We start from the raw sequence: 22,293 nt of genomic DNA, 5'->3' as shown, positions 1-22,293 counted from the left end.
GCCCCGGCCGGAGCCGGAGCCGGTGGCCCCGACGGCGGCGGCCCCGGAGGCCGGGCGGCGGCCCGCAACAGCCGGCGCCCGAAGAAGAACGTCAAGAAGATCGTGGCCTGGTCGGCGGCCGGCGTGCTGGTGCTGGTCACCGCGGCCGGCGGGCTCATCTACTGGAAGCTGAACGGCAACCTCACCACCTTCGACAGCGACGCGATCGCCAAGGACCGTCCGCCGGAGGCGCAGGCCGACGCGGACGGCAACAAGCCGGTGAACGTGCTGCTGATCGGCTCCGACAGCCGCGGCGGCAACAACTCCGACCTGGGCGGCGGCGACAGCGACGGCGCCCGTTCGGACACCACGATCCTGTTGCACGTCTACGCCGACCACAAGCACGCGATCGGCGTCTCGATACCCCGCAACGCGCTGGTCACCAGACCCTCCTGCAAGTTGCCGAACGGCAAGTGGACCAAGGAGGAGAAGGGCGCGCTGTTCAACAGCGCCTTCTCGGTCGGCGGTTCGGCGGCCGGCAACCCGGCGTGCACGCTGAACACGGTGGAGAAGATGACGGGGATCCGGGTCGACCACACCATCGTGGTCGACTTCCAGGGCTTCTCCGCGATGACCAAGGCGGTGGAAGGCGTCGAGGTCTGCCTCCCGGGGCCCATCTACGAGAACGACATCAACCCGAAGCTGACCAAGAAGGGCAAGCAGGTCCTGCAGGCCGGCCGGCAGACGGTCTCGGGCCAGTCCGCGCTCGACTACGTGCGGCTGCGGCACGGCATCGGCGACGGTTCGGACATCGGCCGGATGAAGCGTCAGCAGGCCTTCCTCGGTTCGCTGATCACCAGCGTCAAGAAGCGGGGGCTCAACCCCACCAACCTGCTGCCGCTCGCGGACGCCGCCACCAAGTCGATGACCGTCGACGAGGGGCTGGGTTCGGTGGACAAGCTGATGGGCTTCGGGCTCTCGCTGAAGAACATCGACATGAAGAACCTCAAGTTCGTCACCCCGCCGTGGCGCTTCAAGGCGGAGGACCTCGAACTGGTCCACCCGGACGTCGACAAGCTGTGGGAGAGCCTCAAGGCCGACCGCACCATCGACGGCCAGAACGCCACCGGCCAGCAGGCCGACCCGTCGGCCGCGCCGAGCGGTCAGCCCGCCGCCCCGGCCTCCACCGCGGCCCCCGCCGCGCCGGACCCGGCCAACGCGAGCATCAAGGTCGCCGTCTACAACGGCACCACCGTCTCCGGCATGGCGGGTGCGGCGGGCGACCAGCTGAAGGCGGCCAAGTTCACCGTCACCAAGATGGGCACGGCGGCCAGCACCAAGTACGCCACCACCGTGATCGAGTACGGCTCCGGCCAGAAGGCGAACGCGGAGAAGGTCGCGGCGCTGTTCCCGGGCGCCACCGTGGAGGCCGGGTCCTCGGCGGGGATCACCGTGATCGTCGGCAAGGACTTCGCGGCGGCCAACGCCGGCGCCGCGACGGGCGCCGGTGGTGCGGGCACCGCGAAGTCGGCGGCCGCGACCGCCCCGAGCGCGCCGGTGAGCCTGCCGCCCAGCGTGACGGAGGGCTCGCGTTCGGCGGACGACGACATCTGCCGCGACATCACGTACGGCAGCGGGGGCTGAGCCGGGCCTGAGCAGCGGCCGAGCAGTGGCCGAGCGGGGAGCGGGGATCCGCAAACCCTGCCATCGTGTCGGTCAGGGGGTCGTACGCCGCAGCGCCCGGGAGGCGGACCTCGTGACCGACATCGCCATGCAGATCGACATCGCCGCGCCCCGCGAGACCGTCCTCGCGGCGCTGAACACCCACGACGGCCTGACCTCCTGGTGGACCACCGAGGTCGACCGGGAGGGCGACGTCCTGCTGTTCGACTTCCCGGACGTCCCGGAGCCCTTCCGGTTGCGCCGCGAGCGAGCCGACCGGGACCGGGTGGTCTGGGCGAACGTGGGCGCCTTCCCGCCGCACTGGGCCGGGACGTGGATCAGCTGGGACCTCGCCGACCAGCCCGGTGACCCGCACCGCACCCGGCTGCTGCTGCGCCACGGCGGCTGGCAGCCGGGCAGCGAGGAGGGCGTCCCCATGGTGGCCGGTACCTGGGCGGAGCTGCTGGTGCGGCTGAAGGACTTCGCGCAGAGCGGCAAGGTGCAGCCGTACTTCGTGCGCCCGCCCCAGCACCAGACCTGACCCCGGGCCCCCACCGCCGTGCCCCGGTCACCGTGCCCCGGTCACCGTGCCCACCTGGACGCCGTCCGGTGGCGGGATCGCGGACGCGCGACGAAGGTGGGCGGTGTACCCGGCGTTCGCCCGTGCGCCGATCCCCGCCGATCCCCGCGGACGTCCGCCGCTCCACCACCGAGCCCCACCACCGAGCCCCACCGCCGATCTCCGCCGACCACTCGGCCGCCCGCCGACCACTGGAGGCCAGCAATGCCCGTAGTCACCGCTCCGTACAAGCCCGGCACGCCGTGCTGGGTCGATCTGATGGCGAGCGACCAGCAGGCCGCCCTCGACTTCTACCGCGACCTGTTCGGCTGGCAGGGCGAGATCGGCCCGCCCGAGTTCGGCGGTTACGCCGTGTGCTCGCTGAACGGCAAGCCGGTCGCCGGGATCATGGGGCGGATGGCCCCCGAGGGCGAACCCCTTCCGCCGGTCGCCTGGACCACCTACCTGGCCTCGGAGGACGTGGACGCCACGAGCCGGGCGATCGCCGACAACGGCGGCACGATCATGTACCCGGTGATGGACGTCGGCACGACCGGCCGGATGCTGGTCGCCGCCGATCCGACCGGGGCGGTGTTCGGGGTCTGGCAGCCGGTGGAGTTCAACGGCGCGGGCATCGTGAACGAGCCCGGCGCGCTGGTCTGGAACGAGCTCAACACCAACGACACCGACGCGGCCGGCCGCTTCTACCACCAGGCGCTGGGCCTGCGCCCGGCGACCATCCAGGGCATGGAGGGCTACTACTCGCTCAACGTGCACGAGCGCACGGTGGGCGGGATGCAGCCGGTCGCCGGGTACCTGGCGCCGGGGACGCCGTCGCACTGGATGACCTACTTCTCGGTGGACGACACCGACTCCACCGTGGACGCCCTGGTCAAGGCGGGCGGCTCGGTGATCCAGCCGCCGTTCGACATGCAGTCCGGCCGGATGGCGGTGGTCCAGGACCCGCAGGGCGCGGCGTTCGCGCTGATCGCCTCGCCCGACTCGCCCTGAGCACCCGCACCCGCACCCGCACCCAAACCAGAACCCGCACCCGAAGCCACGCACAGCCGCCCGTTCCCGCGACGCGCCGCCGGGAATGGGCGGTTTTAACCCGTCGTACGGGTGAGACTGCACCCATGCTGGGGCTTTCGGACGACATCCGCGCTTTCCTCTTCGACCTCGACGGGGTGCTCACCCAGACCGCCAAGGTGCACGCCGCGGCCTGGAAGGACACCTTCGACGCCTTCCTGCGGGCGGAGGCGATCCGCACCGGCGGGCCGTTCGTCCCGTTCGACGCGGTCGCCGACTACGACACCTACGTGGACGGCCGGCCCAGACTGGACGGCACCCGGGCCTTCCTGGCCAGCCGCGACGTCGACCTGCCCGAGGGCACCGACGCCGATCCGCCGGGTGCCCGCACCGTGCACGGCATCAGCCTCGCCAAGAACGACACCGTGCTGCGGATGATCCGCGAGCAGGGCGTGCAGCCGTTCGAGGGCTCGGTGGCGTACGTGCGCCGGCTGCGCGCGCTGGGGCTGCCCACGGCGGTGGTGTCGTCCAGCGCCAACTGCCGGGACGTGCTGCGCTCCGCCGGGATCGAGGAGCTGTTCGACGTGGTCGTGGACGGGCTGGTCGCCAAGCGTGAGGGCCTGCCCGGCAAGCCTGCCCCGGACACCTACCTGGCCGCCGCCCAGGCGCTGGGCGTCGCGCCGGAGCACGCCGCGGTGTTCGAGGACGCGCTCGCCGGGGTAGCGTCCGGGCACGCGGGCGGTTTCGGGGCGGTGGTCGGCGTCGACCGGGTCGGGCAGGCCGCCGAACTGCGCCGCGACGGCGCGACCGTGGTCGTCACCGACCTCGCCGAACTGCTGGAGGAGGACCGGTGAGCGGCCAGGAGCAGCCCTTCGTCGTCGACCCCTGGCAGATCGCCGAACACGGCCTGGACCCGGCCTCGCTGGCCCGCGCGGAGTCCGTCTTCGCGCTCTCCAACGGCCACATCGGCCTGCGCGCCAACCTGGACGAGGGCGAGCCGCACGGCCTGCCCGGCACCTACCTGAACGGCGTCTTCGAGCTGCGCCCGCTGCCGTACGGGGAGGGCGGCTACGGGTACCCGGAGTCCAGCCAGAGCATCATCAACATCACCAACGGCAAGATCATCCGACTGCTGGTGGACGACGAGCCCTTCGACCTGCGCTACGGCGAGCTGCGCGGTCACACCCGCCGGCTGAACTTCCGCGACGGGCTGCTGCGCCGCGAGGCCGAGTGGACGTCCCCGGCCGGGCGGACGGTGCGGGTGGGGTCCACCCGGCTGGTCTCGCTCACCCAGCGCGCGGTGGCCGCCGTGGAGTACGTGGTCGAGGCGGTGGACGGGCCGGTGCGGATCGTCCTCCAGTCCGAGCTGGTGGCGAACGAGCAGCTGCCCGGCGGCGGTGAGGGCGACCCGCGGGCCGCCGCCGCGCTGGAGGCCCCGCTGCACGGCGAGAGCCACCAGGCCGACGGGACGAAGGCGGTCCTGGTGCACCGCACCCGCTACAGCGGGATCCGGGTCGCCGCCGGGATGGACCACCTCATCGAGGGCCCGGACCGCTTCGACACGGTCGCCGAGAGCGCCGCCGACCACGGCCGGATCAGCGTCACCACGGTGCTGCGGCCCGGCGAGCGGGTGCGGCTGGTCAAGTTCATGGCGTACGGGTGGTCCGCGACCCGCTCGCTGCCCGCGGTGCGGGACCAGGTCGAGGCGGCGCTGACCGCCGCCCGGTTCACCGGCTGGGAGGGGCTGGTGGCCGAACAGGCCAAGTTCCTGGAGGAGTTCTGGTCCGCCAGCGACATCGAGATCGAGGGTGACGTCGAACTCCAGCAGGCCGTCCGGTTCGCGATCTTCCACGTGCTGCAGTCCGGCGCGCGCAGCGAGGAACGGGCCATCCCCGCCAAGGGGTTGACCGGCCCCGGCTACGACGGGCACAGCTTCTGGGACACCGAGACCTTCGTCCTGCCGGTGCTCACCTACTGCCTGCCCGCCGCGGTCAACCAGGCGCTGCGCTGGCGGCACACCACCCTGCCGCTGGCCCGCGAACGGGCCGCCCAACTCGGCCTGTCCGGCGCGGTGTTCCCGTGGCGGACGATCCGCGGCGAGGAGTGCTCCGGGTACTGGCCGGCGGGCACCGCCGCGTTCCACATCGGCGCCGACATCGCGGCGGCGGTCGCCCGGTACGTCCGGGTCACCGGGGACGTCGAGTTCGAGCGGGCGTACGGGCTGGAGCTGCTGGTCGAGACGGCCCGGATGTGGCGTTCGCTGGGCCACCACGACGCGGTCGGGCGGTTCCGCATCGAGGGGGTCACCGGGCCGGACGAGTACAGCGCGGTCGCCGACAACAACGTCTTCACCAACCTGATGGCCCAGAGCAACCTGCGGCACGCCGCCGAGGCCGCCACCCGGCACCCCCGGGAGGCCTCCGCGCTCGGCGTGGACACCGAGGAGACCGCCGCCTGGCGGGACGCGGCCGCGGCGATGTTCATCCCGTACGACGAGAACCTCGGGGTGCACCCGCAGGCCGACGGCTTCACCGACCACCAGGTCTGGGACTTCGAGAACACCCCGCAGGAGAACTACCCGCTGCTGCTGCACTACCCGTACTTCGACCTGTACCGCAAGCAGGTGGTCAAGCAGGCCGACCTGGTGCTCGCCATGCAGGTGCGCGGCGACGCCTTCACCGACGACCAGAAGGCCCGCAACTTCGCGTACTACGAGCGGCTCACCGTGCGCGACTCCTCGCTGTCCGCCTGCACCCAGGCGGTGATCGCCGCGGAGGTCGGGCAGCTGGACCTCGCGTACGACTACACCGCCGAGGCCGCGATGATGGACCTGCACGACCTCGGCGGCAACACCCGGGACGGGCTGCACATGGCCTCGCTGGCCGGCGCCTGCATCGCGCTGGTGGCCGGGTTCGGCGGGCTGCGCGACCACGGCGAGACGCTGTCGTTCCGGCCGCGGCTGCCCCCGGGGCTGATGCGGCTGAGCTTCTCGATGCAGGTGCGCGGGATGCTGCTGGCGGTCCGGATCACCCACGACGACACCACGTACACGCTGCGCCGGGGCTCCTCGATCCGGGTGCGGCACGACGGCGAGGAGTTCCAGCTCCGGCCGGGCACCCCGGCGGTCCGGCCCACCGCGAGCCCGCCCGCCCAGGAACGCTGCATCCAGCCCCCCGGCCGCGAACCCGCCCGCCGCCAGCCCCAGGCCGGCGTTGCCGGAGGCACCATCACCGCCGGCCCCGACCACCTCGCGGCGGAGTAGCCCCGAACGCACGGACCCCGGCCCCCACGGACCCCTGCGCCCCGCCCGCCACGGCCCCCGCCGTCACCCCGTCGGCCGCGCCCCGGCTGCGGGGGCCCGCACACGGGTGGAGGGTGCAGGTGACCCGTGGCCGGCGAGTGGGAGTGCTTCCGTGGTGAGTGTGGCCGAGCAGATGGTGGAGGTGCTCCGGCAGGCCGGGGTGGAACGGGTCTACGGGGTGGTCGGGGACAGCCTGAACCCGGTGGTGGACGCCATCCGCCGGGCCGACGGGATCGGCTGGGTGCACGTGCGCAACGAGGAGGCCGGGGCGTTCGCGGCGGCGGCCGAGGCCGAGCTGAGCGGCCGCCTCGCGGTCTGCGCGGGCTCCTGCGGCCCGGGCAACACCCACCTCATCCAGGGCCTGTACGACGCCCAGCGCGGCGGTCTGCCGGTGCTGGCGCTGGCCTCGCACATCCCGTCCGCGCAGATCGGCACCGGGTTCTTCCAGGAGACCCATCCCGAGCGGGTGTTCACCGACTGCAGCGCCTGGTGCGAGAGCGTGTCGACGCCGGCCCAGCTGCCCCGGCTGCTGCGGATCGCCGTCCAGCACGCGCTGGGTTCGCCCGGGGTCGCGGTGCTGGCGTTCCCGGGTGACGTGGCCGCGCTGCCGGCCGCCGGGCCGACCGGGCAGGGCGGTTTCCTCACCGAGCAGGCGGTGGCCGCTCCGCCGTGGTCGCAGGTCCAGGCGCTGGCGGCGGCGCTGAACGGGGCCCGGACGGTGGCCCTGTTCTGCGGGGCGGGGGTGCGCGGGGCGCATGCCGAGGTGATGGAGCTCGCGGCGGCGTTGAACGCGCCGGTGGGGCACTCGCTGCGCGGCAAGGAGTGGATCCAGTTCGACAACCCGTACGACGTCGGGATGAGCGGGCTGCTCGGCTACGGCGCCTGCCACGAGGCGCTGCACTCGGCGGAGTTGCTGCTGCTGCTCGGCACCGACTTCCCGTACGACTCGTTCCTGCCGGGGGCGCGGACGATCCAGGTGGACCACGACGCGACGCGGCTGGGCCGTCGTACGCCGCTGGAGCTGGCGGTGCACGGGGACGTCTCGGCGACGCTGCGGGCGGTGCTGCCGCTGCTGGAGCGCAAGGACGACCGGGCGTTCCTGGACGAGATGCTGCGCAAGCACTGCAAGGCGCTGGAGGACGTGGTCGGGGCCTACACCCGGGACATCGAGAAGCACCTGCCGATCCACCCGGAGTACGTGGCCTCGGTGCTGGACGAGGTGGCGGCGGACGACGCGGTGTTCACCGTGGACACCGGCATGAACAACGTGTGGGCCGCCCGCTACCTGCGGCCGAACGGGCGCCGCCGGGTGATCGGTTCGTTCCTGCACGGGTCGATGGCGAACGCGCTGCCGCACGCGATCGGCGCCCAGCTGGCCTGCCCGGGGCGGCAGGTGATCTCGATGTCGGGCGACGGCGGGCTGTCGATGCTGCTGGGGGAGCTGCTCACGGTGGCCCGGCACCGGCTGCCGGTGAAGACGGTGGTGTTCAACAACGGCGCGCTCGGCATGATCAAGCTGGAGATGCTGGTGTCCGGCTACCCGGAGTCGGAGATCGACAACGGGGACGTCGACTACGCGGGGATCGCCCGGGCGATGGGCATCCCGGCGAAGCGGGTCACCGAGCCGGCCCGGGTGCGGGAGGTGCTGGCGGAGGCCCTGGAGCGGCCCGGGCCGGCGCTGGTGGACGTGGTGACCGACCCGAACGCGCTCTCCATCCCCCCGCACATCACGGCGGCTCAGCTGAAGGGGTTCGCGCTGGCGGCGGGCCGGACGGTGCTGTCCGGCGGGGTCGGGCGGATGATCGATCTGGCCCGCAGCAACCTGCGCAACATCCCCCGGCCGTGAGCCACCGCACGGCTCGCCCGTAACCCTCCGCGGGGCACGATCGTTGCGGGTCAACGGGCCCACCCGGCACGGGGTTACGGCGGATTGCCTCTGAGGCAAAATTCTTGCCCGCCCGGCACGGCGGGTGTCCACTGGTCACATGACCACCAGCGACGACCTCACCGACGCCGCCGACGACCAGGAGGTGTCCGGTCTCGCGGCCCGCCTGCGTGAGCACCGGCTCTCCAGCCGGCTCACCCTGGAGGTCGCGGCCGCCCGGGTCGGGCTCTCCCCAGCGTATCTGTCCCGGCTGGAGACCGGCAGACGGCAGCCCTCGCTGCCGGTGCTGCTCGGCCTCGCCCGCGCCTACGGCACCTCCGTCTCCGGCCTGCTCGGCGAGGCGATGGTGGAGCCGGACCCGGTGGTGCGCGGCGGCGCGATCGAGCCCGGCCGGGCCGGCGGCTGGGGCTACCGGAGGGCCGGTGCCCCGGGCCGGGCGATGCAGGCGCTGCGGGTCCAGGTGCCGCCGGGCATCCAGGACGCGGTGGTCCGGGTGCACCCCGGCGAGGAGTGGCTGTACGTGCTCCAGGGGCGGCTGCGGCTCACCCTCGGCGACCGCGTCCACCAGCTCGACGAGGGCGACTCCGCGCACTTCGACTCGCTCACCCCGCACTGCATCGCCGCCGAGTCGGCGGACGGGGTGGAGCTGCTGTTCGTCCACACCCTGCTGCAGAGCCCCGGCGGCGAGCTGTGCCTCGGCGGCGGGCCCGCCACGCCCCACTGACCCTCGCCCGGCACCCACTGACCCCTCATCACCCGCACCCGAGGAGAACCGTCATGGCCGACACCACCAATGCCCCCAAGACCATCGACGCCGGCAAGTGGGCCAACCGCCGGGTCACCGTCCGGGTGCTGATCTACATGGTCGCCACCCACGCCTTCGCCGGCTTCCTGATGCTGCTCTTCGAGCTGGGCAACCGCAACAAGTAGCCCGACCGGGACATACCCGCCTCAGACCCTGCCCAGCAGCGCGCAGAGCGCGTCCAGGGCCGCCGGGAAGGCGTGCTCGGGCGGGGTGCCGTAGCCGATGACCAGGCCCGGGGCGGCGTCCCGGGCCAGCGCGGGGTCGGCCAGGCACCAGGCGAGGCCGTTGAGGGCCAGCCCGGCGGCCTCCGCCCGCTCCAGCAGCTCCGGTTCGGGCAGCGAGTCGGGCGGCAGCTCCAGGACGGCGTGCATCCCGGCGGCGATCCCGGTGACCCGTACGTGCGGGGCGCGCTCGGCGAGCGCGGTGACCAGGCGGTCGCGGCGGCGCCGGTAGTGCAGCCGGCAGCGGCGTACGTGCCGGTCGTAGGTGCCGGAGGTGATCAGTTCGGCCAGCGTCAGCTGGTCCAGAACCCCGGACTGGGTGTCCGCGAGGCGCTTCAACTCGGCCACCGGCTCGACCAGTTCGTCCGGCAGGGCGAGCCAGGCCAGCCGTAGTCCGGGGGCCAGGCTCTTGGCGGCGGTGCCCGCGTAGACCACCCGCTCGGGGTCGAGCGCCTGGGTGGCGCCGAGCGGCTGGCGGTCGTAGCGGAACTCGCCGTCGTAGTCGTCCTCGATCACGAAGCCGCCGCTCTCCCGGGCCCAGGCCACGGCGGCCGCCCGGCGGTGCGCGGCCAGCGGCACCCCGGTGGGGAACTGGTGGGCGGGGGTGAGCAGGACCCCGCCGGCGTTGGTCCAGGGCAGCAGGTCGGTGCGGGCGCCCTCCTCGTCGACCGGCAGCGGCATCGCGGCCAGCCCGTTGGCCTCCACCACCCGGCGCATCGGCGGCAGCCCGTACGCCTCGACGGCCAGTGCGCGGGTGCCGCGTTCGCGCAGGGCGGTGGCGAGCAGGCCGAGGCCCTGGGTGACGCCGGTGCAGATCAGCAGCCGTTCGGGGTCGGTGCGCACGCCGCGGACCCGGGCCAGGTACCCGGTCAGGGCCTCGCGCAGTTCGGGGCGGCCCATCGGACTGCCGTACGCCAGCGCCTCGTTGGGGGCCACCGCGAGGGCCCGCCGGGCGGCCGCCAGCCAGGCGCTGCGCGGGAACAGCGAGACGTCGGGGCGGCCGGGCCGGAAGTCGTGGCGCAGGCTCCGGGGCGCGTCCGGGCGGCGCGGGCCGGCGGGGGCGCGGTGCGGCGCGGACTGCTCGGCGACCGTGGTGCCGGAGCCCTGGCGGGAGGTCAGCCAGCCCTCGGCGGTGAGCTGGCCGTACACCTCCACCACGGTGTTGCGGGCGATGCCGAGGTCCTCGCCGAGCGCCCGGGAGGAGGGCAGCCGGGTGCCGGGGGCGAGCCGGCCGTCCAGCACGGCCTCCCGCAGGGCCTCCTCCAGGGCCGCGCGCAGTCCGGCCCCGGCGGCGCGGCGGCCGGTGAGGTCGAGGTGGAGGTCACCGCCGAAGGTGGTCCAAGAGGTGGTCATGGGGGTATCTCCACCGATCGGTCACGGGTCACGGGTCACGAGTCCGTACGGGGATTATCCGCGCCCACCAGCCCCGGCGGGCAACCGGATTCGACGGTGGGCGCGGTGACGGTCGGTCGGCCAGCCGGTCAGTCGGTGTCGTCCGGGGCGGGCTGGGCGGCCGGAGTGGCCGGGGGCTTCGTGTGGAGGATGTCGCGGGCCTGTTCGGCGGCCCGGATGATGCTCTCGGAGACGAAGTCGACGAAGCGGGCGATGTTCTCCAGACGGACGCCGGCCGGGGTGCCGGCGCCGAGGACGCCGACGCCCTCGCGGGCGGCCTCGGCGAGCTGGGTGGTGCCGTGGGCGCTGGCGATCATCGACTGGTACCAGACGTCGTCGTCCACGATGTAGCGCTCCCGGCGGCGTTCGTCGCGTTCGCGGCGCACCAGGCCCTGGCTGTCGAGGAAGGCGATCGCCTTGGACACGGACGCCGGGCTGACCTGGAGCTTCTGGACCAGTTCGGAGGCGGTCATGCTGCCGGTGTCACTCATGTAGAGGCAGGTCAGGATGCGGGCCATCATCTTCGGCGTGCCCGTCTGCATGAGGACGGTGGTGAGCGTCTCCTCGTACGCGCGCACCGCCTCGGCGTCCCGCCCGTACGCCTGCGGGGCGGCCTCGGGCCCGCGGGGCGCGGCCTGCTTGCGGCGGTGGGCGCGCTGTTCGGTGGCGCGGTGGGCGAGGTCGGCGCGGTAGCCGGCGGGGCCGCCGTTGCGCATCACCTCCCGGGTGACCGTCGAGGTCGGACGGTCGAGGCGCCTGGCGATCTCCGCGTAGGCGAGGCCGTCGGCCACGCCCAGGGCGATCTGCTGGCGTTCCTGCTGGGTGAGCCTGCCTCCCGGCATCGGGGCCTCCTTCATGGTCCGTGGTGGCCCCAGCATAGCGTTCATCAGCAGTCCATTGCAATGCAAGAGCATCTGTCATTGCGTTAGATTCTGAACCGGTGCAACGATTTCACTGTCCTGACCTGCGATGATTGTATTTTTGCGCAACGGACTTGTTGTCGGGTGTTGGAAAGCAACGTAGCTTTTCCCCTGTCAGAAACGCCGAAGCGCAAGCGCAGGAGAAGCAACGATGCAGAAGTTCGACACCCCCGCCGCCATCACCACCGTCCTCGACATCCCGGCCGGTCTGATCCGGCTGATCGCCGCGGACCGCGCCGACACCGTGGTCGAGGTCCGGCCGCAGGACGCCTCGAAGAGCAAGGACGTGAAGGCCGCCGAGCAGATCCAGGTCACCTACACCGACGGTGTGCTGCGGATCGAGGCCGCCCCGGCGAAGAACCGGATCCTCGGCAACTCCGGGCAGGTCGAGGTGACCGTCCAGCTGCCGGCCGGCTCCCACCTCGACGCCAAGGCCGCCCTCGCCGAACTCCGCGGCGTCGGCCGCCTCGGCGAGGTCACCTTCGAGGGAGCCCAGGCCTCGGTGAAGTTCGACGAGCTCGCCGCCGCCCGACTGACCCTCCAGGCCGGCGACATCACCCTCGGCCGCCTCACCGGCGACGCGAAGCTCCACACCCAGAAGGGCGACCTCACCGTCACCGAGGCCGTCTCCGGCGCGGTCGAACTGCGCACCGAGCACGGCGACATCAGCGTGACCGCCGCCCGCGGCACCTCCGCCACCCTCGACGCCGGCACCGCCTACGGCCGTATCACCAACGCCCTCACCAACACCAACACCGGCGCCGCGCTGACCATCACCGCCACCACCTCGTACGGCAACATCGCCGCGCGCAGCATCTGAGGAGCACCGACATGACCAACCTGGCGATCGCGGCGAACGGGCTGCGCAAGTCCTACAACGACAAGGTCGTGCTCGACGGCGTCGACCTGACCGTCCCCGAGGGAACGATCTTCTCCCTGCTCGGCCCGAACGGCGCGGGCAAGACCACCACCGTCCAGATCCTGTCCACCCTGATCCAGGCCGACGGCGGCACCGTCCAGGTGGCCGGTCACGACCTGGCCCGCCGGCCGGACGACGTCCGCGGCGCGATCGGCGTCACCGGCCAGTACTCGGCCGTCGACAAGCTGCTCACCGGCGAGGAGAACCTGCTCCTCATGGCCGACCTCAAGCACCTGTCCCGCCGGGACGGTAGGCGCAAGGCAGCCGAACTGCTGGAGCGGTTCGACCTGGTGGAGGCCGCCCGCAAGCCGGCCGGCACCTACTCGGGCGGCATGCAGCGCCGGCTCGACCTGGCGATGACCCTGGTCGGCGACCCGCGCCTGATCTTCCTGGACGAGCCCACCACCGGCCTCGACCCGCGCAGCCGCCGCTCCATGTGGGGCATCGTCCGGGAGCTGGTCGCGAGCGGCGTCACCATCTTCCTCACCACCCAGTACCTGGAGGAGGCCGACGAGCTCGCCGACCGGATCGCCCTCCTCGACCACGGACGGCTGATCGCCGAGGGCACCGCCGACGACCTCAAGCGGCTCATCCCCGGCGGCCACATAGAACTCACCTTCGCCGACGCCCACCTGCTCGACGCCGCCCGGAGCCTCGTCGGCGCGGGGGCCGTCGACCGCGAGGCGCTCACCCTCCAGGTGCCGGGCGACGGCAGCGTCCGCACGGTCCGCGAACTGCTCACCCTCCTGGACGACCGCGGGATCGACGTCGCCGCGATGAGCGTCCACACCCCCGACCTCGACGACGTCTTCCTCACCCTCACCGGCCAGCAGAAGGAGCCCGTCCGATGAGCAGCACCCTCGCCCTGAGCATGCGCGACTCGTCCACCATGGTCCGGCGCCAGCTCAAGCGCCTGCTCCGCTACCCGTCGATGACCGTGCAGCTGGTCCTGACGCCCGTGATCCTCCTGCTGCTCTTCGTCTACGTCTTCGGCGGCACCCTCGGCGCCGGTCTCGGTGGCGGTGGCGGCCGGGACGCCTACGTCGACTACGTGGTCCCCGGCATCATGCTGATGGCGGTGGTCACCGCCGCGACCGGCACCGCCGTCATGGTCGCCACCGACATGACCGAGGGCATCATCGCCCGCTTCCGCACCATGCGGATCTCCCGGGCCTCGGTCCTCACCGGCCACGTCGTCGGCAGCGTCATCCAGCAACTCCTCGGTATGGCCGCCATCATCGGGGTCGCCCTGGCGATCGGCTTCAGCCCGAACGCCACCGCCGTCGAGTGGCTGGCCGCCGCCGGACTGCTCACCCTGTTCATCGTGGCCATCACCTGGCTGTCGGTCGCCCTCGGCCTGAAGTCCCCGACCGCCGAGGCCGCCAGCAACGCCCCGATGCCGCTGATCCTGCTGCCCTTCCTCGGCAGCGGCTTCGTCCCCACCGACTCGATGCCCACCGCGATCCGCTGGTTCGCCGAGTACCAGCCCTTCACGCCGATCATGGAGACCGTCCGCGGCCTGCTCCTCGGCACCCCGATCGGCAACAGCGGCGTGATCGCCCTCGCCTGGAGCGCCGGTATCGCCGTCGTCTCCTACCTCTGGGCCAAGAACACCTTCAACAAGGCCTGATCATGAGAAAAAGCCGACAGGGCCGTCAGACCACGGGGTCTGACGGCCCTGAGGCTTTTCCCGGCCGGTTCAGCCAGCGGGACGCAGTCCGCGCAGGGCGGTGTCGACCACGGAGTCGGCGTACTCCTCGGTCAGCGGGCCGCTGCGCAGCAGCCAGCGGCTGAGCAGCGGGCTCCAGATCAGGTCGACGGCGGCGTCGAGGTCGACGGCGGCGTCGAGCTGCCCGGCCTGGCGCGCAGCCGACAGGCGGCGGCGCTTGAGCGCGCGGACGGGCTCCTCCAGCCGCTCGGCGTAGACGGCGGCGAGCGCGGGGTCGGCGGCCACCTCCAGGGTGAGCGCGCGCATCGGCTCGGAGACGCGGGGGTCGTTCAGTTCGGCGATGGTCGCGCGGAGCACCGTCTTGAGGTCGGCCTCCAGGTCGCCGGTGTCGGGGAGTTCGGCGTTGCCCTCGGCGTCCTCGCTGAGCATCAGGAAGGCGTCGAAGAGAACGGCCCCCTTGGTGGGCCACCAGCGGTAGATGGTCTGCTTGCCGACCCCCGCCCGGGCGGCGATGGCCTCGATGCCGAGCTTGGCGTAGCCGACCTCCCCCGCGAGTTCGAACGCGGCGGTGAGGATCGCGCGGCGGGAGGCCTCGCTGCGGCGGGCGGCGTTCGGGGCCTTGGGTGGCGTGGTCATGGGTCCACGGTAGCAAAGTGAAGAGACGAGACGGTCCGTCTTGACTTCGCGAACGGCCCGGCGCATAGTTGAGCACATCGACGAGACGGATCGTCTCGTCTCACTAGGGGAGGACCATCCATGCGTACCACCGCCGCAGCCACCACCACCGTCACCGCCGGCGCCGCCCAGCCGCGGACCTGGTTCATCACCGGCGCCAGCCGGGGCCTCGGCCGCGCCTTCGCCGAGGCCGCCCTCGCGGCGGGCGACCGCGTCGCCGCCGTCGCCCGCACCACCACGGCCCTCGACGAACTGGCCGCCGCCCACCCCGGCCGCGTCCTGCCGCTCACCGCGGACATCACTGACCGGACGGCCGCGTTCGCCGCGGTGGCGGCAGCGGCCGAGCACTTCGGCCAGCTCGACATCGTCGTCAACAACGCCGGGACGCTGTCGGCCGGCATGGTCGAGGAGTTCACCGAGGCCCAGGCCCGCGAGCAGATGGAGGTCAACTTCTTCGGGGCGCTCTGGGTCAGCCAGGCCGTCATGCCGGTGCTCCGCGCCCAGGGGGCCGGGCACATCGTCCAGATCTCCAGCATCGGCGGCCTCGGCGGCTTCCCGAGCACCGGGCTGTACAGCGCCAGCAAGTTCGCCCTGGAGGGCATGAGCGAGGCCCTCGCCATGGAGGCCGCGGCCTTCGGGATCAAGGTCAGCATCGTCCAGCCGGGCGGCTACTGGACGGACCTCTACACCGCCATGCGGACCACCGAGCCGGTCGACGCGTACGCCCCGCTCCGGGCCGAGCTGGAGAAGCAGTGGGCCGAGGGCTCCATCGACAGCGAACCCCGGCTGGCCGCCGAGGCGTTGATCAAGCTCGTGGACGCCGAGGAGCCGCCGCTGCGGCTGCTGCTGGGCAGCATGGTCTACGACCTGGCCTTCGACCTCGCCAAGCAGCGGATGTCGACCTGGGCCGGTTGGGAGGAGACCAGCCGCGCGGCGGAGAAGGCCGTCCCGGCCCCGGGCTCCGCGTCGTGAACCGGGCGGTCGCGGGACGCAGCTGCCCCCGCCGCCCCGTGGGGCGGCGGGGGCAGCAAGGCGATTGCTGTGGTCAGACGGTGCCGAAGTCGCCCCGGCGGACGGCGGTCACGAAGGTCTGCCAGGCGTGGGTGGTGAAGTCGAGGGTGGGCCCGTGGGGGTCCTTGGAGTCGCGGACATGGCCGGGGTTGGCGTCGTCCACCTCGACGCAGGAGGCACCCTCGGCGTTGCTGTAGCTGCTCTTCCGCCAACGGGCCAGCTGCGGTTCAGTCTTGGGCTTGGGCATGTTCGTGCTCCTTCGCCGCCGACAGGATCAGGGCAAGGGACGCCTTCGGCGACAGCGCGACGGCCCGTGCCAGATCGTAGGCCCGGCGGCATTTGGCGACCAACACGGAATCGTCGAGGAGTTGACCTGCGAACGGGCCTTCGCTGTAGGCGAGAGGAGGGGCGTCCTCGAACGTCATGAGGCAGAGAAGTCCGGTGAGTAGCGGATGCATCCCTGCGGCGAAAGTGGTGACTTGAACCACCAGGCGCCGGCGGATCATCAGATCTGCGATGTGGCGGAGCTGATCCGCCATGACCTCGTGGCTGCCGATGACGCGGCGCAGCACCGCTTCGTCGAGGATGTACCACAATTCGGGTCCAGTAGGAGCGGTTACGTGTCGGGCTCGCTCCAGCCGTGCCGCGATCCTCTCTGCCATTTCGTCATCGGTGAGCAGCTCCTGAGAATCAATGAAGATCGCCTTGGCGTAGTCCGGTGTCTGAAGGACGCCCGGAACGAGATGCCCGGCGAACTCGCTGATTGTCAGGGACTTCAGCTCGTACTCGGCGGCATGCTTGAAGTAGTCCGGGAATCGCGAGAACTCCAGCAGGCCGTGCAGCCGTTCCAGCACGCCGCCTGTAGCGAGCGCCTGGTCGATGCGCTGCGACAGGTCCAGCTGCGGGACGCGCACCGCGCACTCCAACTGGCCGATGTAGCCGCCCGATACGAAGGTGAGCTCGCCCAGCTTCTCCTGCGTCATCCGCGGGCACGCGGCCTCGCGCAGGCGTCGCAGCTCGGAGCCGTAGTACTCGCGGGGGGACTTGCCGGCGGGGAGACCCTTGGGAGCGGCCATCGTGCACCTCGCTCTTCCAGCATTCAACCAGTCGTGCTCGTTCGACTTCACAGCGTAATCAAGCGTGCCGATTCTGGAGGGGTAATCAGGAAATCCCGCCCCCACAGGAGCCCGGCCCATGCCGTACGAGCGCGAAACCGAACCCGACCCCCACCTGACCGTCCCCTGGCCGGCCGTCGGCGACGTCGTCAGTGTCGGGCTCACCCCGCCCGTCCTCCTCGGCGGCCGTGAACTCCGCGCCGAGGCGCGGGTGCTGGCCGTCCACGGGCGGCTGGCCACCGTCGTGATGAGCGGGGACTTCCGGGCCGAGGTCGCCACCTCGTTCCTCGCCCCCTGGGAGGGGTGAGCGGCGGGATGGGATCGATGCTCCGCAGGATGACCGCCGAGGCCCGCCGGGAGGCCGCGCAGGCCGTCGAGGACCTCCTCGCCGTTACTGCCGCCGCCGACGTCCGCCTGCCCTCCGTCGGCGTGGACTGGATCTCCGCCTCCGTCACGGGGGTCGTGCTGATCGACCTGGGCGCCGCCCGTACGGACGAGGTCGTGAAGCTCGTCGAGGTGATCCGCGACGGCGTGCGCGCCCGGCGTGAACGGGAGGCGGGGGCGTGAACGAGGCCGCGAGCCCTCAGCCGGGCGAGTTGGTGCACGACATCCGCGCCCGGCGCACGGGCGTGGTGATGGACGTCCTGGACGGGCGGGTCTACCTGCGCCCGCCGGGCGGGGGCGTCGAGTGGACGGCCAGACCCGAGCACATCGGCAGCCCGCCCGTCCCGCCGCCCTCCGGATGAGGCCCGCCGGATGAGGCGCGCGGGTCCTCACCCGCTGGTCCTGGTCGCGGCGTCGGCGCTCTCCGTGGTCGCCGGCGCCGCCGTGGGCCTCCTCGTCGCCCGGCCGTACCGGGCCGCGCATCCCGGGACGGCGAACCTCCTCTTCCTCTTCGTGCTCTGCTCGGTCACCGTGGTCACCAACCTGATGTTGGCCAGGGCCGCCGCCCGGCGAAGGTCGTGAAGTGGCCCACGATCTCCGCGCCCAAATGCACCAAAGGAGCAGGCCAGGGCGTTCCTACTGTGGGCGTCATGACCACTGTTGACGATGCCACCCCTGTTCCCGCGCCCGACCGCCGGCTCGACATGGCCGCCCACGCCCCCGAGTTCTACAAGGCGATGATCGCGCTGGACGGCGCCGCCCGCAGGGGTCTCGACCCGGTGATCGTCGAACTGGTCAAGATCCGCGCGTCGATGATCAACGGCTGCGCCTTCTGCATAGACATGCACTCCACCGACGCCGTGAAGGCCGGTGAGCAGGAGTACCGCCTGCTCTCCCTGCCGGCGTGGCGCGAGACGTCGTGGTTCACCGCGCGCGAGCGGGCGGCGCTCGCGCTGACGGAGGCCGTCACCCAGCTCACCGCCGGCCACGTCCCGGACGCGGTGTACCGGGAGGCCGCCGAGTGCTTCGACGAGAAGGAGCTGTCGCAGCTGATCGGCCTGATCTGCGTCATCAACTCCTGGAACCGGATCAGCGTGACCTGCCGGTTCTCCCCAGCCCCCAAGTAAGGCCGACGATGTGACGAGGAAGTCCATGACGAACACCCAGCAGGCCAAGGCCCGACTCCTGCACGAACTGCACCACAGCGGCGAGCCGTTGGTGCTCACCAACGTCTGGGACGCGGCCGGTGCCCGGCTGGTCGCGCGGGCCGGGGCGCCGGCCGTGGCGACCGCCAGCGCCGCCGTCTCCTGGACCCTCGGCGCGCGCGACGGCGAGGGCGCCGACCTCACCGAGGTGCTGGCGCAGACCGCGCTGGTCGCCCGCTCGGTGGACCTGCCGGTCACGGCGGACCTGGAGAGCGGGTTCGCGGACACCGCGGCCGGGGTCGGCGCGACCATCGCCGGGCTGCTGGCCACCGGCGCGGTGGGCGTCAACCTGGAGGACGGCCGGCACGGCGGCGGCGGGGCGCTCTGGTCGACCGCCGAGGCCGCCGAGCGGATCGCGGCCGCCCGCGCGGTGGCGGACGAGGCGGGGGTGGACCTGTTCATCAACGCCCGGACCGACCTCTTCCTGCGCGGCGTCGGCGATCCGGCGGGCCGCGTCGAGGCGGCGATCGCCCGGCTCAACGCCTACGTCGAGGCGGGCGCGGACGGCGTGTTCGTGCCCGGCGTCGCCGACCGGGAGTCGATCGCCAAGCTGGTGGGCGGTGTCCCGGCGCCGCTCAACGTGCTGGCCGGCCCCGGTTTCCCGTCCGTCCCGGAGCTCGCCGAGCTCGGCGTGGCCCGGGTCAGCCTCGGCCCGGGCCTGGCCCTCCTGGCCTTCGGGACGCTGCGGTTCGCCGCCGAGGCGGTGTACGGCTCCGGCACGTACACCGCGCTGGCGGGCGGGCTCGGCTACGGGGAGATGAACGCGCTGGCGCGCTGAATCCGCCGCGCCGAACCCGGCGCGCTGAGTCCGTACGGCCGGCCCGACGGGGAGGGCCGGCCGACGGGCATGAACGACCGGATCGGATCGGCTGACCGGCGGGGCCGGTCAGCCGATGTGGCCGTGCAGGCCCGGTTCGGTGAGCTGCTGCTTGACCTGGGCGGCGCCGAGCTCCTTGAGCGCCTTCACCGGCTTGTCGGTGACCGGGAGTTCGGACGCCGTGTCGAGCACGATGTCCGCCGGGGAGACCTGGAATCCGCTGGAGAGCCCGCCCAGCGCGTCCGGCTGCTCGGCGACCGAGGTGGTGGCGGACGCGGCCGGGGCGGACAGGGCGAGGCCCGTCATGGCGAGGGCGGCGAGCGCCGCGATCTTCTTCATGACGGGCCCAACGACCGGACGGCCCGGTGGTCACCGGGCCGTCCGGGTGCCGTACCCGGCCGTCCGGGTGTCCTACCGGGCCGTTTCGGGTGTCACACCGTGACGACGAGCGTCTTCACGCTGTTGCTCACGAACGAGCCGATCGGCTCCGGTGCCGCGCCCTCGGCGAGCGCGAGGCCCGGGAAGCGCCCGAACAGCGCGCCGAGCGCCGTCTCCGCCTCCAGCCGGGCCAGGCCCGAGCCCAGGCAGAAGTGCGGGCCGTGGCCCAGCGACAGGTGCCGGTTCGGCCGGCGGGTGATGTCGAAGCGGTCGGCGTCCTCGTGGTGCGAGCCGTCCCGCCCGGCGGCGGCGTACGAGGCCAGCAGCGCCTCGCCGCGGCGGATCAGCACCCCGCCGACCTCGATGTCCTCGACCGCGTAGCGCAGCGGGAACTGGCCGACCGGCGAGTCGTACCGCAGGGTCTCCTCGATCACCGCGGACCACGGCTGCGCGCCGTCCAGCACCAGCTTCAGCTGCTCGGGGTGGGCGAGCAGGGCGCGCACCGCGTTGGTGATCAGGTTCAGCGTGGTCTCGTGGCCGGCGACCAGCATCAGCAGCAGGGTGCCGACCAGCTCCTGCTCGCTCAGCCGGTCCTCGGACTCGCGGGCGGCGATCAGGTCGGTGGTGAGGTCGTCGCCCGGCTCGGCGCGCTTGGCGGCGACCACCGAGGCGAGCAGCGCGAACAGCGCCCGCTGGGCGGCGACCGCCGACTCGGGGGTGGCCGAGCTGGAGACCAGGGTGTTGGAGAGCTCGTGCAGCTCGTCCTGCTGCTTGGGCGGCAGGCCCAGCAGCTCGCCGATGACCTGCATCGGCAGCGGGTACGCGAAGTGCTCGCGCAGGTCGAACGGGCCCTCCAGCCGGGCGACGGCGTCCAGCAGCGCGTGGGTGCGGGCCTCCACGGCGGGCTGCAGCTCGGCGATCCGGCGCGGGGTGAACGCCTGGGTGACCAGGCCGCGCAGCCGGCGGTGCTGCTCGCCGTCCGCGGTGATCATCCCGGGGACGGTCACGAAGTTCATCAGCGGCCAGCCCTCGGGCAGGCGGCCCTCCCGGAACGTCGTCCACAGCTGCGGGTCCTTGCCGACGCGCGGGTCGGCCAGCAGCTCCTGGAGGGTGTCGTGGTGGGTTATCGCCCAGACCACCACCCCGCCAGGGAGCTCCACCAGGACCGCCGGGCCGGCGGCTCGGAGCCGGGCGTTCTCGGCGTGCTGGTCGCGTCCGAAGGGGTCGAGTCGGACGGGCTCGAAGGCGTCGGCGGTGTCCATGCGGGCCTCTCGGGGGCGGTGGGATCGGCGGGGACGGCGGGATCGGCGGCGGCGGCGGGCGGCCGCGGCGGGGTGAAGGCGCTGTACAGCACCGGCAGCCCGGCCAGCGCGCGCGACCAGGGCGACGGACGCCAGGCCAGCTCCCCGGCGGGAACGGCGAGCTGGAGGTCGGGCAGGCGGTGCAGCAGCGTCTCGACCGCGGTCTCGACGATGATCCGCGCCGGGTGCTGGGCGGGGCAGACGTGCCGGCCGGCGCCCCAGGCCAGGTGGGCCCGGTTGCCGCCGAGGGCGCCGTGCGCGATCGCGGAGGCCGGGCCCTGGGCGGCCGGGTCGGCGTTGGCCGCGGCCAGGCCGAGCACCAGCATGTCGCCGGCGCTGATGTACTGGCCGCCGAGGACGGTGTCGGAGGTCGCCCAGCGGCCCGGGAAGTTCTGCGTCGGCGGGTCGCGCCAGAGCACCTCCTCCAGGGCGTCGGAGACGGTGAGCCGGCCGCCGGTGAGGGTGGCGCGGAAGCGGCGGTCGGTGAGCAGCAGCCGCAGGGTGTTGCCGGTCCAGTTGATGGTGGTCTCGTTGCCGGCGACCATCAGCACCACCAGGTGGTGCACCGCCTCCTCGTCGCTGAGCGCGGCCGGGTGGGCGAGCAGCCAGGAGGTCAGGTCGGCGCCGGGCCGCTCCCGGCGGCTGCGCACCAGGTCGACCAGGAGCGCCTGGAACTCCTGGTTGGCCCGCTGCGAGTCCGCGCCGCTGTCGGCGATGTGGCTGATCAGCCCGATCAGGTGCGGACCGGCCTCGGCGGGCAGGCCGAGCAGCTGGGTGAAGACCAGCAGCGGCAGCCGGCGGGCGTACTGGGCGATCAGGTCGGCGGTGCCGTCCGGGCCCCAGCTGTCGATGAGGGCGTCGGCGGCGGCCTCGGTGGTCCCGCGCAGCTGGCGGTGGTCGATCTGGGCGAGGGTGTCCGAGACGGCGGCGCGCAGCCGCTGGTGCTCGGCGCCGTCCAGGTTGAGCAGGGTGGGCCGCCAGGCGGTCATCGGCAGCAGCCGGGAGTCGGCCTTCAGCCGGCCCTCGGCGGGCACCCGCCAGCGGCGCGAGTCCTTGGAGAACAGCG

25 protein-coding genes are annotated in these 22,293 nt (G+C 72.8%); 18 read left to right on the top strand and 7 right to left on the bottom strand.

All coding sequences use genetic code 11. The features are described 5' to 3' along the window. The 8 genes from ACWEQL_RS19080 to ACWEQL_RS19045 all read left to right on the top strand — a co-directional run. A partial coding sequence (locus ACWEQL_RS19080; RefSeq protein ID WP_452151421.1) for an LCP family protein occupies positions 1 to 1,623 on the top strand: 1,623 nt, incomplete at its 5' end. Between the two features lie 112 nt (positions 1,624 to 1,735). After that, positions 1,736 to 2,182, top strand: a complete 447-nt coding sequence (locus tag ACWEQL_RS19075; RefSeq protein ID WP_452151420.1) for an SRPBCC family protein — start codon at positions 1,736 to 1,738, stop codon at positions 2,180 to 2,182. 243 nt (positions 2,183 to 2,425) lie between these two features. Then, positions 2,426 to 3,211 (top strand): VOC family protein, encoded by a 786-nt coding sequence (locus tag ACWEQL_RS19070; RefSeq protein ID WP_452151419.1) that lies wholly within the window; start codon positions 2,426 to 2,428, stop codon positions 3,209 to 3,211. 125 nt (positions 3,212 to 3,336) lie between these two features. Then, positions 3,337 to 4,083: an HAD family hydrolase gene (locus ACWEQL_RS19065; protein ID WP_452151418.1), complete on the top strand. Its 747-nt coding sequence runs from the start codon at positions 3,337 to 3,339 to the stop codon at positions 4,081 to 4,083. Further along, positions 4,080 to 6,491, top strand: coding sequence for a glycoside hydrolase family 65 protein (locus tag ACWEQL_RS19060; protein ID WP_452151417.1), 2,412 nt, complete (start codon positions 4,080 to 4,082; stop codon positions 6,489 to 6,491). The genes ACWEQL_RS19065 and ACWEQL_RS19060 overlap by 4 nt, the downstream gene beginning before the upstream one ends. 172 nt (positions 6,492 to 6,663) lie before the next feature. Continuing rightward, the gene (locus ACWEQL_RS19055) at positions 6,664 to 8,376 is read left to right on the top strand and encodes a pyruvate dehydrogenase (RefSeq protein ID WP_452151424.1); all 1,713 of its coding nucleotides are present in this window, start codon (positions 6,664 to 6,666) and stop codon (positions 8,374 to 8,376) included. Between the two features lie 139 nt (positions 8,377 to 8,515). Continuing rightward, positions 8,516 to 9,139 carry a helix-turn-helix domain-containing protein gene (locus tag ACWEQL_RS19050; RefSeq protein ID WP_452151416.1) on the top strand — a complete coding sequence of 208 codons (624 nt, stop codon included), beginning with the start codon at positions 8,516 to 8,518 and terminating at the stop codon, positions 9,137 to 9,139. A gap of 53 nt (positions 9,140 to 9,192) precedes the next feature. Beyond that, positions 9,193 to 9,345 (top strand): DUF6126 family protein, encoded by a 153-nt coding sequence (locus tag ACWEQL_RS19045; protein WP_452151415.1) that lies wholly within the window; start codon positions 9,193 to 9,195, stop codon positions 9,343 to 9,345. A 21-nt stretch (positions 9,346 to 9,366) separates the two neighbouring features. Here ACWEQL_RS19045 and pdxR read toward each other — a convergent pair whose 3' ends face one another. Together pdxR and ACWEQL_RS19035 are read right to left on the bottom strand one after the other, a co-directional pair. Next, positions 9,367 to 10,794 carry a MocR-like pyridoxine biosynthesis transcription factor PdxR gene (gene pdxR, locus ACWEQL_RS19040; protein WP_452151414.1) on the bottom strand — a complete coding sequence of 476 codons (1,428 nt, stop codon included), beginning with the start codon at positions 10,792 to 10,794 and terminating at the stop codon, positions 9,367 to 9,369. 128 nt (positions 10,795 to 10,922) lie between these two features. Then, on the bottom strand, positions 10,923 to 11,675 hold the full coding sequence (locus ACWEQL_RS19035) for a helix-turn-helix domain-containing protein (protein ID WP_452151413.1): 753 nt from the start codon (positions 11,673 to 11,675) through the stop codon (positions 10,923 to 10,925). Between the two features lie 229 nt (positions 11,676 to 11,904). Here ACWEQL_RS19035 and ACWEQL_RS19030 point away from each other — a divergent pair, with 229 nt between their 5' ends. From ACWEQL_RS19030 to ACWEQL_RS19020, 3 genes are read left to right on the top strand one after another with little or no spacing between them, the layout of a single operon-like run. Continuing rightward, positions 11,905 to 12,573, top strand: coding sequence for a DUF4097 family beta strand repeat-containing protein (locus tag ACWEQL_RS19030; protein ID WP_452151412.1), 669 nt, complete (start codon positions 11,905 to 11,907; stop codon positions 12,571 to 12,573). Positions 12,574 to 12,584: 11 nt separating this feature from the next. After that, positions 12,585 to 13,523 carry an ATP-binding cassette domain-containing protein gene (locus ACWEQL_RS19025; protein WP_452151411.1) on the top strand — a complete coding sequence of 313 codons (939 nt, stop codon included), beginning with the start codon at positions 12,585 to 12,587 and terminating at the stop codon, positions 13,521 to 13,523. Further along, positions 13,520 to 14,302: an ABC transporter permease gene (locus ACWEQL_RS19020; RefSeq protein WP_452151410.1), complete on the top strand. Its 783-nt coding sequence runs from the start codon at positions 13,520 to 13,522 to the stop codon at positions 14,300 to 14,302. Before ACWEQL_RS19025 ends, ACWEQL_RS19020 begins: the two co-directional genes overlap by 4 nt. 69 nt (positions 14,303 to 14,371) lie before the next feature. On the opposite strand, the gene ACWEQL_RS19015 is transcribed toward ACWEQL_RS19020, so the two are convergent. Then, positions 14,372 to 14,977, bottom strand: a complete 606-nt coding sequence (locus ACWEQL_RS19015) for a TetR/AcrR family transcriptional regulator (RefSeq protein WP_452151409.1) — start codon at positions 14,975 to 14,977, stop codon at positions 14,372 to 14,374. Positions 14,978 to 15,097: 120 nt separating this feature from the next. Between ACWEQL_RS19015 and ACWEQL_RS19010 the strand changes: the two genes are divergently transcribed. After that, positions 15,098 to 15,988, top strand: coding sequence for an SDR family NAD(P)-dependent oxidoreductase (locus ACWEQL_RS19010; protein WP_452151408.1), 891 nt, complete (start codon positions 15,098 to 15,100; stop codon positions 15,986 to 15,988). A 73-nt stretch (positions 15,989 to 16,061) separates the two neighbouring features. Here the strand turns inward: ACWEQL_RS19010 and ACWEQL_RS19005 are convergent, their stop codons facing one another. Further along, a complete protein-coding gene (locus ACWEQL_RS19005; protein ID WP_452151407.1) occupies positions 16,062 to 16,274 on the bottom strand; it encodes a DUF397 domain-containing protein in 213 nt (70 codons plus the stop codon). Continuing rightward, positions 16,255 to 17,103, bottom strand: a complete 849-nt coding sequence (locus tag ACWEQL_RS19000) for a helix-turn-helix domain-containing protein (RefSeq protein ID WP_452151406.1) — start codon at positions 17,101 to 17,103, stop codon at positions 16,255 to 16,257. Before ACWEQL_RS19000 ends, ACWEQL_RS19005 begins: the two co-directional genes overlap by 20 nt. Positions 17,104 to 17,221: 118 nt before the next feature. Here ACWEQL_RS19000 and ACWEQL_RS18995 point away from each other — a divergent pair, with 118 nt between their 5' ends. The 6 genes from ACWEQL_RS18995 to ACWEQL_RS18970 all read left to right on the top strand — a co-directional run bounded on the left by ACWEQL_RS18995 (position 17,222) and on the right by ACWEQL_RS18970 (position 19,509). Further along, entirely contained in the window at positions 17,222 to 17,449 is a 228-nt protein-coding gene (locus tag ACWEQL_RS18995) for a hypothetical protein (protein ID WP_452151405.1), read from the top strand. A 17-nt stretch (positions 17,450 to 17,466) separates the two neighbouring features. Beyond that, positions 17,467 to 17,709: a hypothetical protein gene (locus ACWEQL_RS18990; protein WP_452151404.1), complete on the top strand. Its 243-nt coding sequence runs from the start codon at positions 17,467 to 17,469 to the stop codon at positions 17,707 to 17,709. Then, on the top strand, positions 17,706 to 17,888 hold the full coding sequence (locus ACWEQL_RS18985; protein WP_452151403.1) for a hypothetical protein: 183 nt from the start codon (positions 17,706 to 17,708) through the stop codon (positions 17,886 to 17,888). The genes ACWEQL_RS18990 and ACWEQL_RS18985 overlap by 4 nt, the downstream gene beginning before the upstream one ends. Positions 17,889 to 17,898: 10 nt before the next feature. Further along, on the top strand, positions 17,899 to 18,108 hold the full coding sequence (locus ACWEQL_RS18980) for a hypothetical protein (protein WP_452151402.1): 210 nt from the start codon (positions 17,899 to 17,901) through the stop codon (positions 18,106 to 18,108). A 68-nt stretch (positions 18,109 to 18,176) separates the two neighbouring features. Continuing rightward, complete coding sequence (locus ACWEQL_RS18975) at positions 18,177 to 18,653, top strand: carboxymuconolactone decarboxylase family protein (RefSeq protein WP_452151401.1); 477 nt, start codon at positions 18,177 to 18,179, stop codon at positions 18,651 to 18,653. Positions 18,654 to 18,678: 25 nt separating this feature from the next. Then, positions 18,679 to 19,509: an isocitrate lyase/PEP mutase family protein gene (locus ACWEQL_RS18970; protein WP_452151400.1), complete on the top strand. Its 831-nt coding sequence runs from the start codon at positions 18,679 to 18,681 to the stop codon at positions 19,507 to 19,509. Positions 19,510 to 19,617: 108 nt separating this feature from the next. Here the strand turns inward: ACWEQL_RS18970 and ACWEQL_RS18965 are convergent, their stop codons facing one another. Together ACWEQL_RS18965 and ACWEQL_RS18960 are read right to left on the bottom strand one after the other, a co-directional pair. Continuing rightward, on the bottom strand, positions 19,618 to 19,887 hold the full coding sequence (locus ACWEQL_RS18965; RefSeq protein ID WP_452151399.1) for a hypothetical protein: 270 nt from the start codon (positions 19,885 to 19,887) through the stop codon (positions 19,618 to 19,620). A gap of 92 nt (positions 19,888 to 19,979) precedes the next feature. Then, the gene (locus ACWEQL_RS18960; protein WP_452151398.1) at positions 19,980 to 21,188 is read right to left on the bottom strand and encodes a cytochrome P450 family protein; all 1,209 of its coding nucleotides are present in this window, start codon (positions 21,186 to 21,188) and stop codon (positions 19,980 to 19,982) included. Positions 21,189 to 22,293 lie beyond the last annotated feature (1,105 nt).

This window comes from Kitasatospora sp. NPDC004240, assembly GCF_053603215.1.
This window is presented reverse-complemented; position numbering and strand designations above follow the sequence as displayed.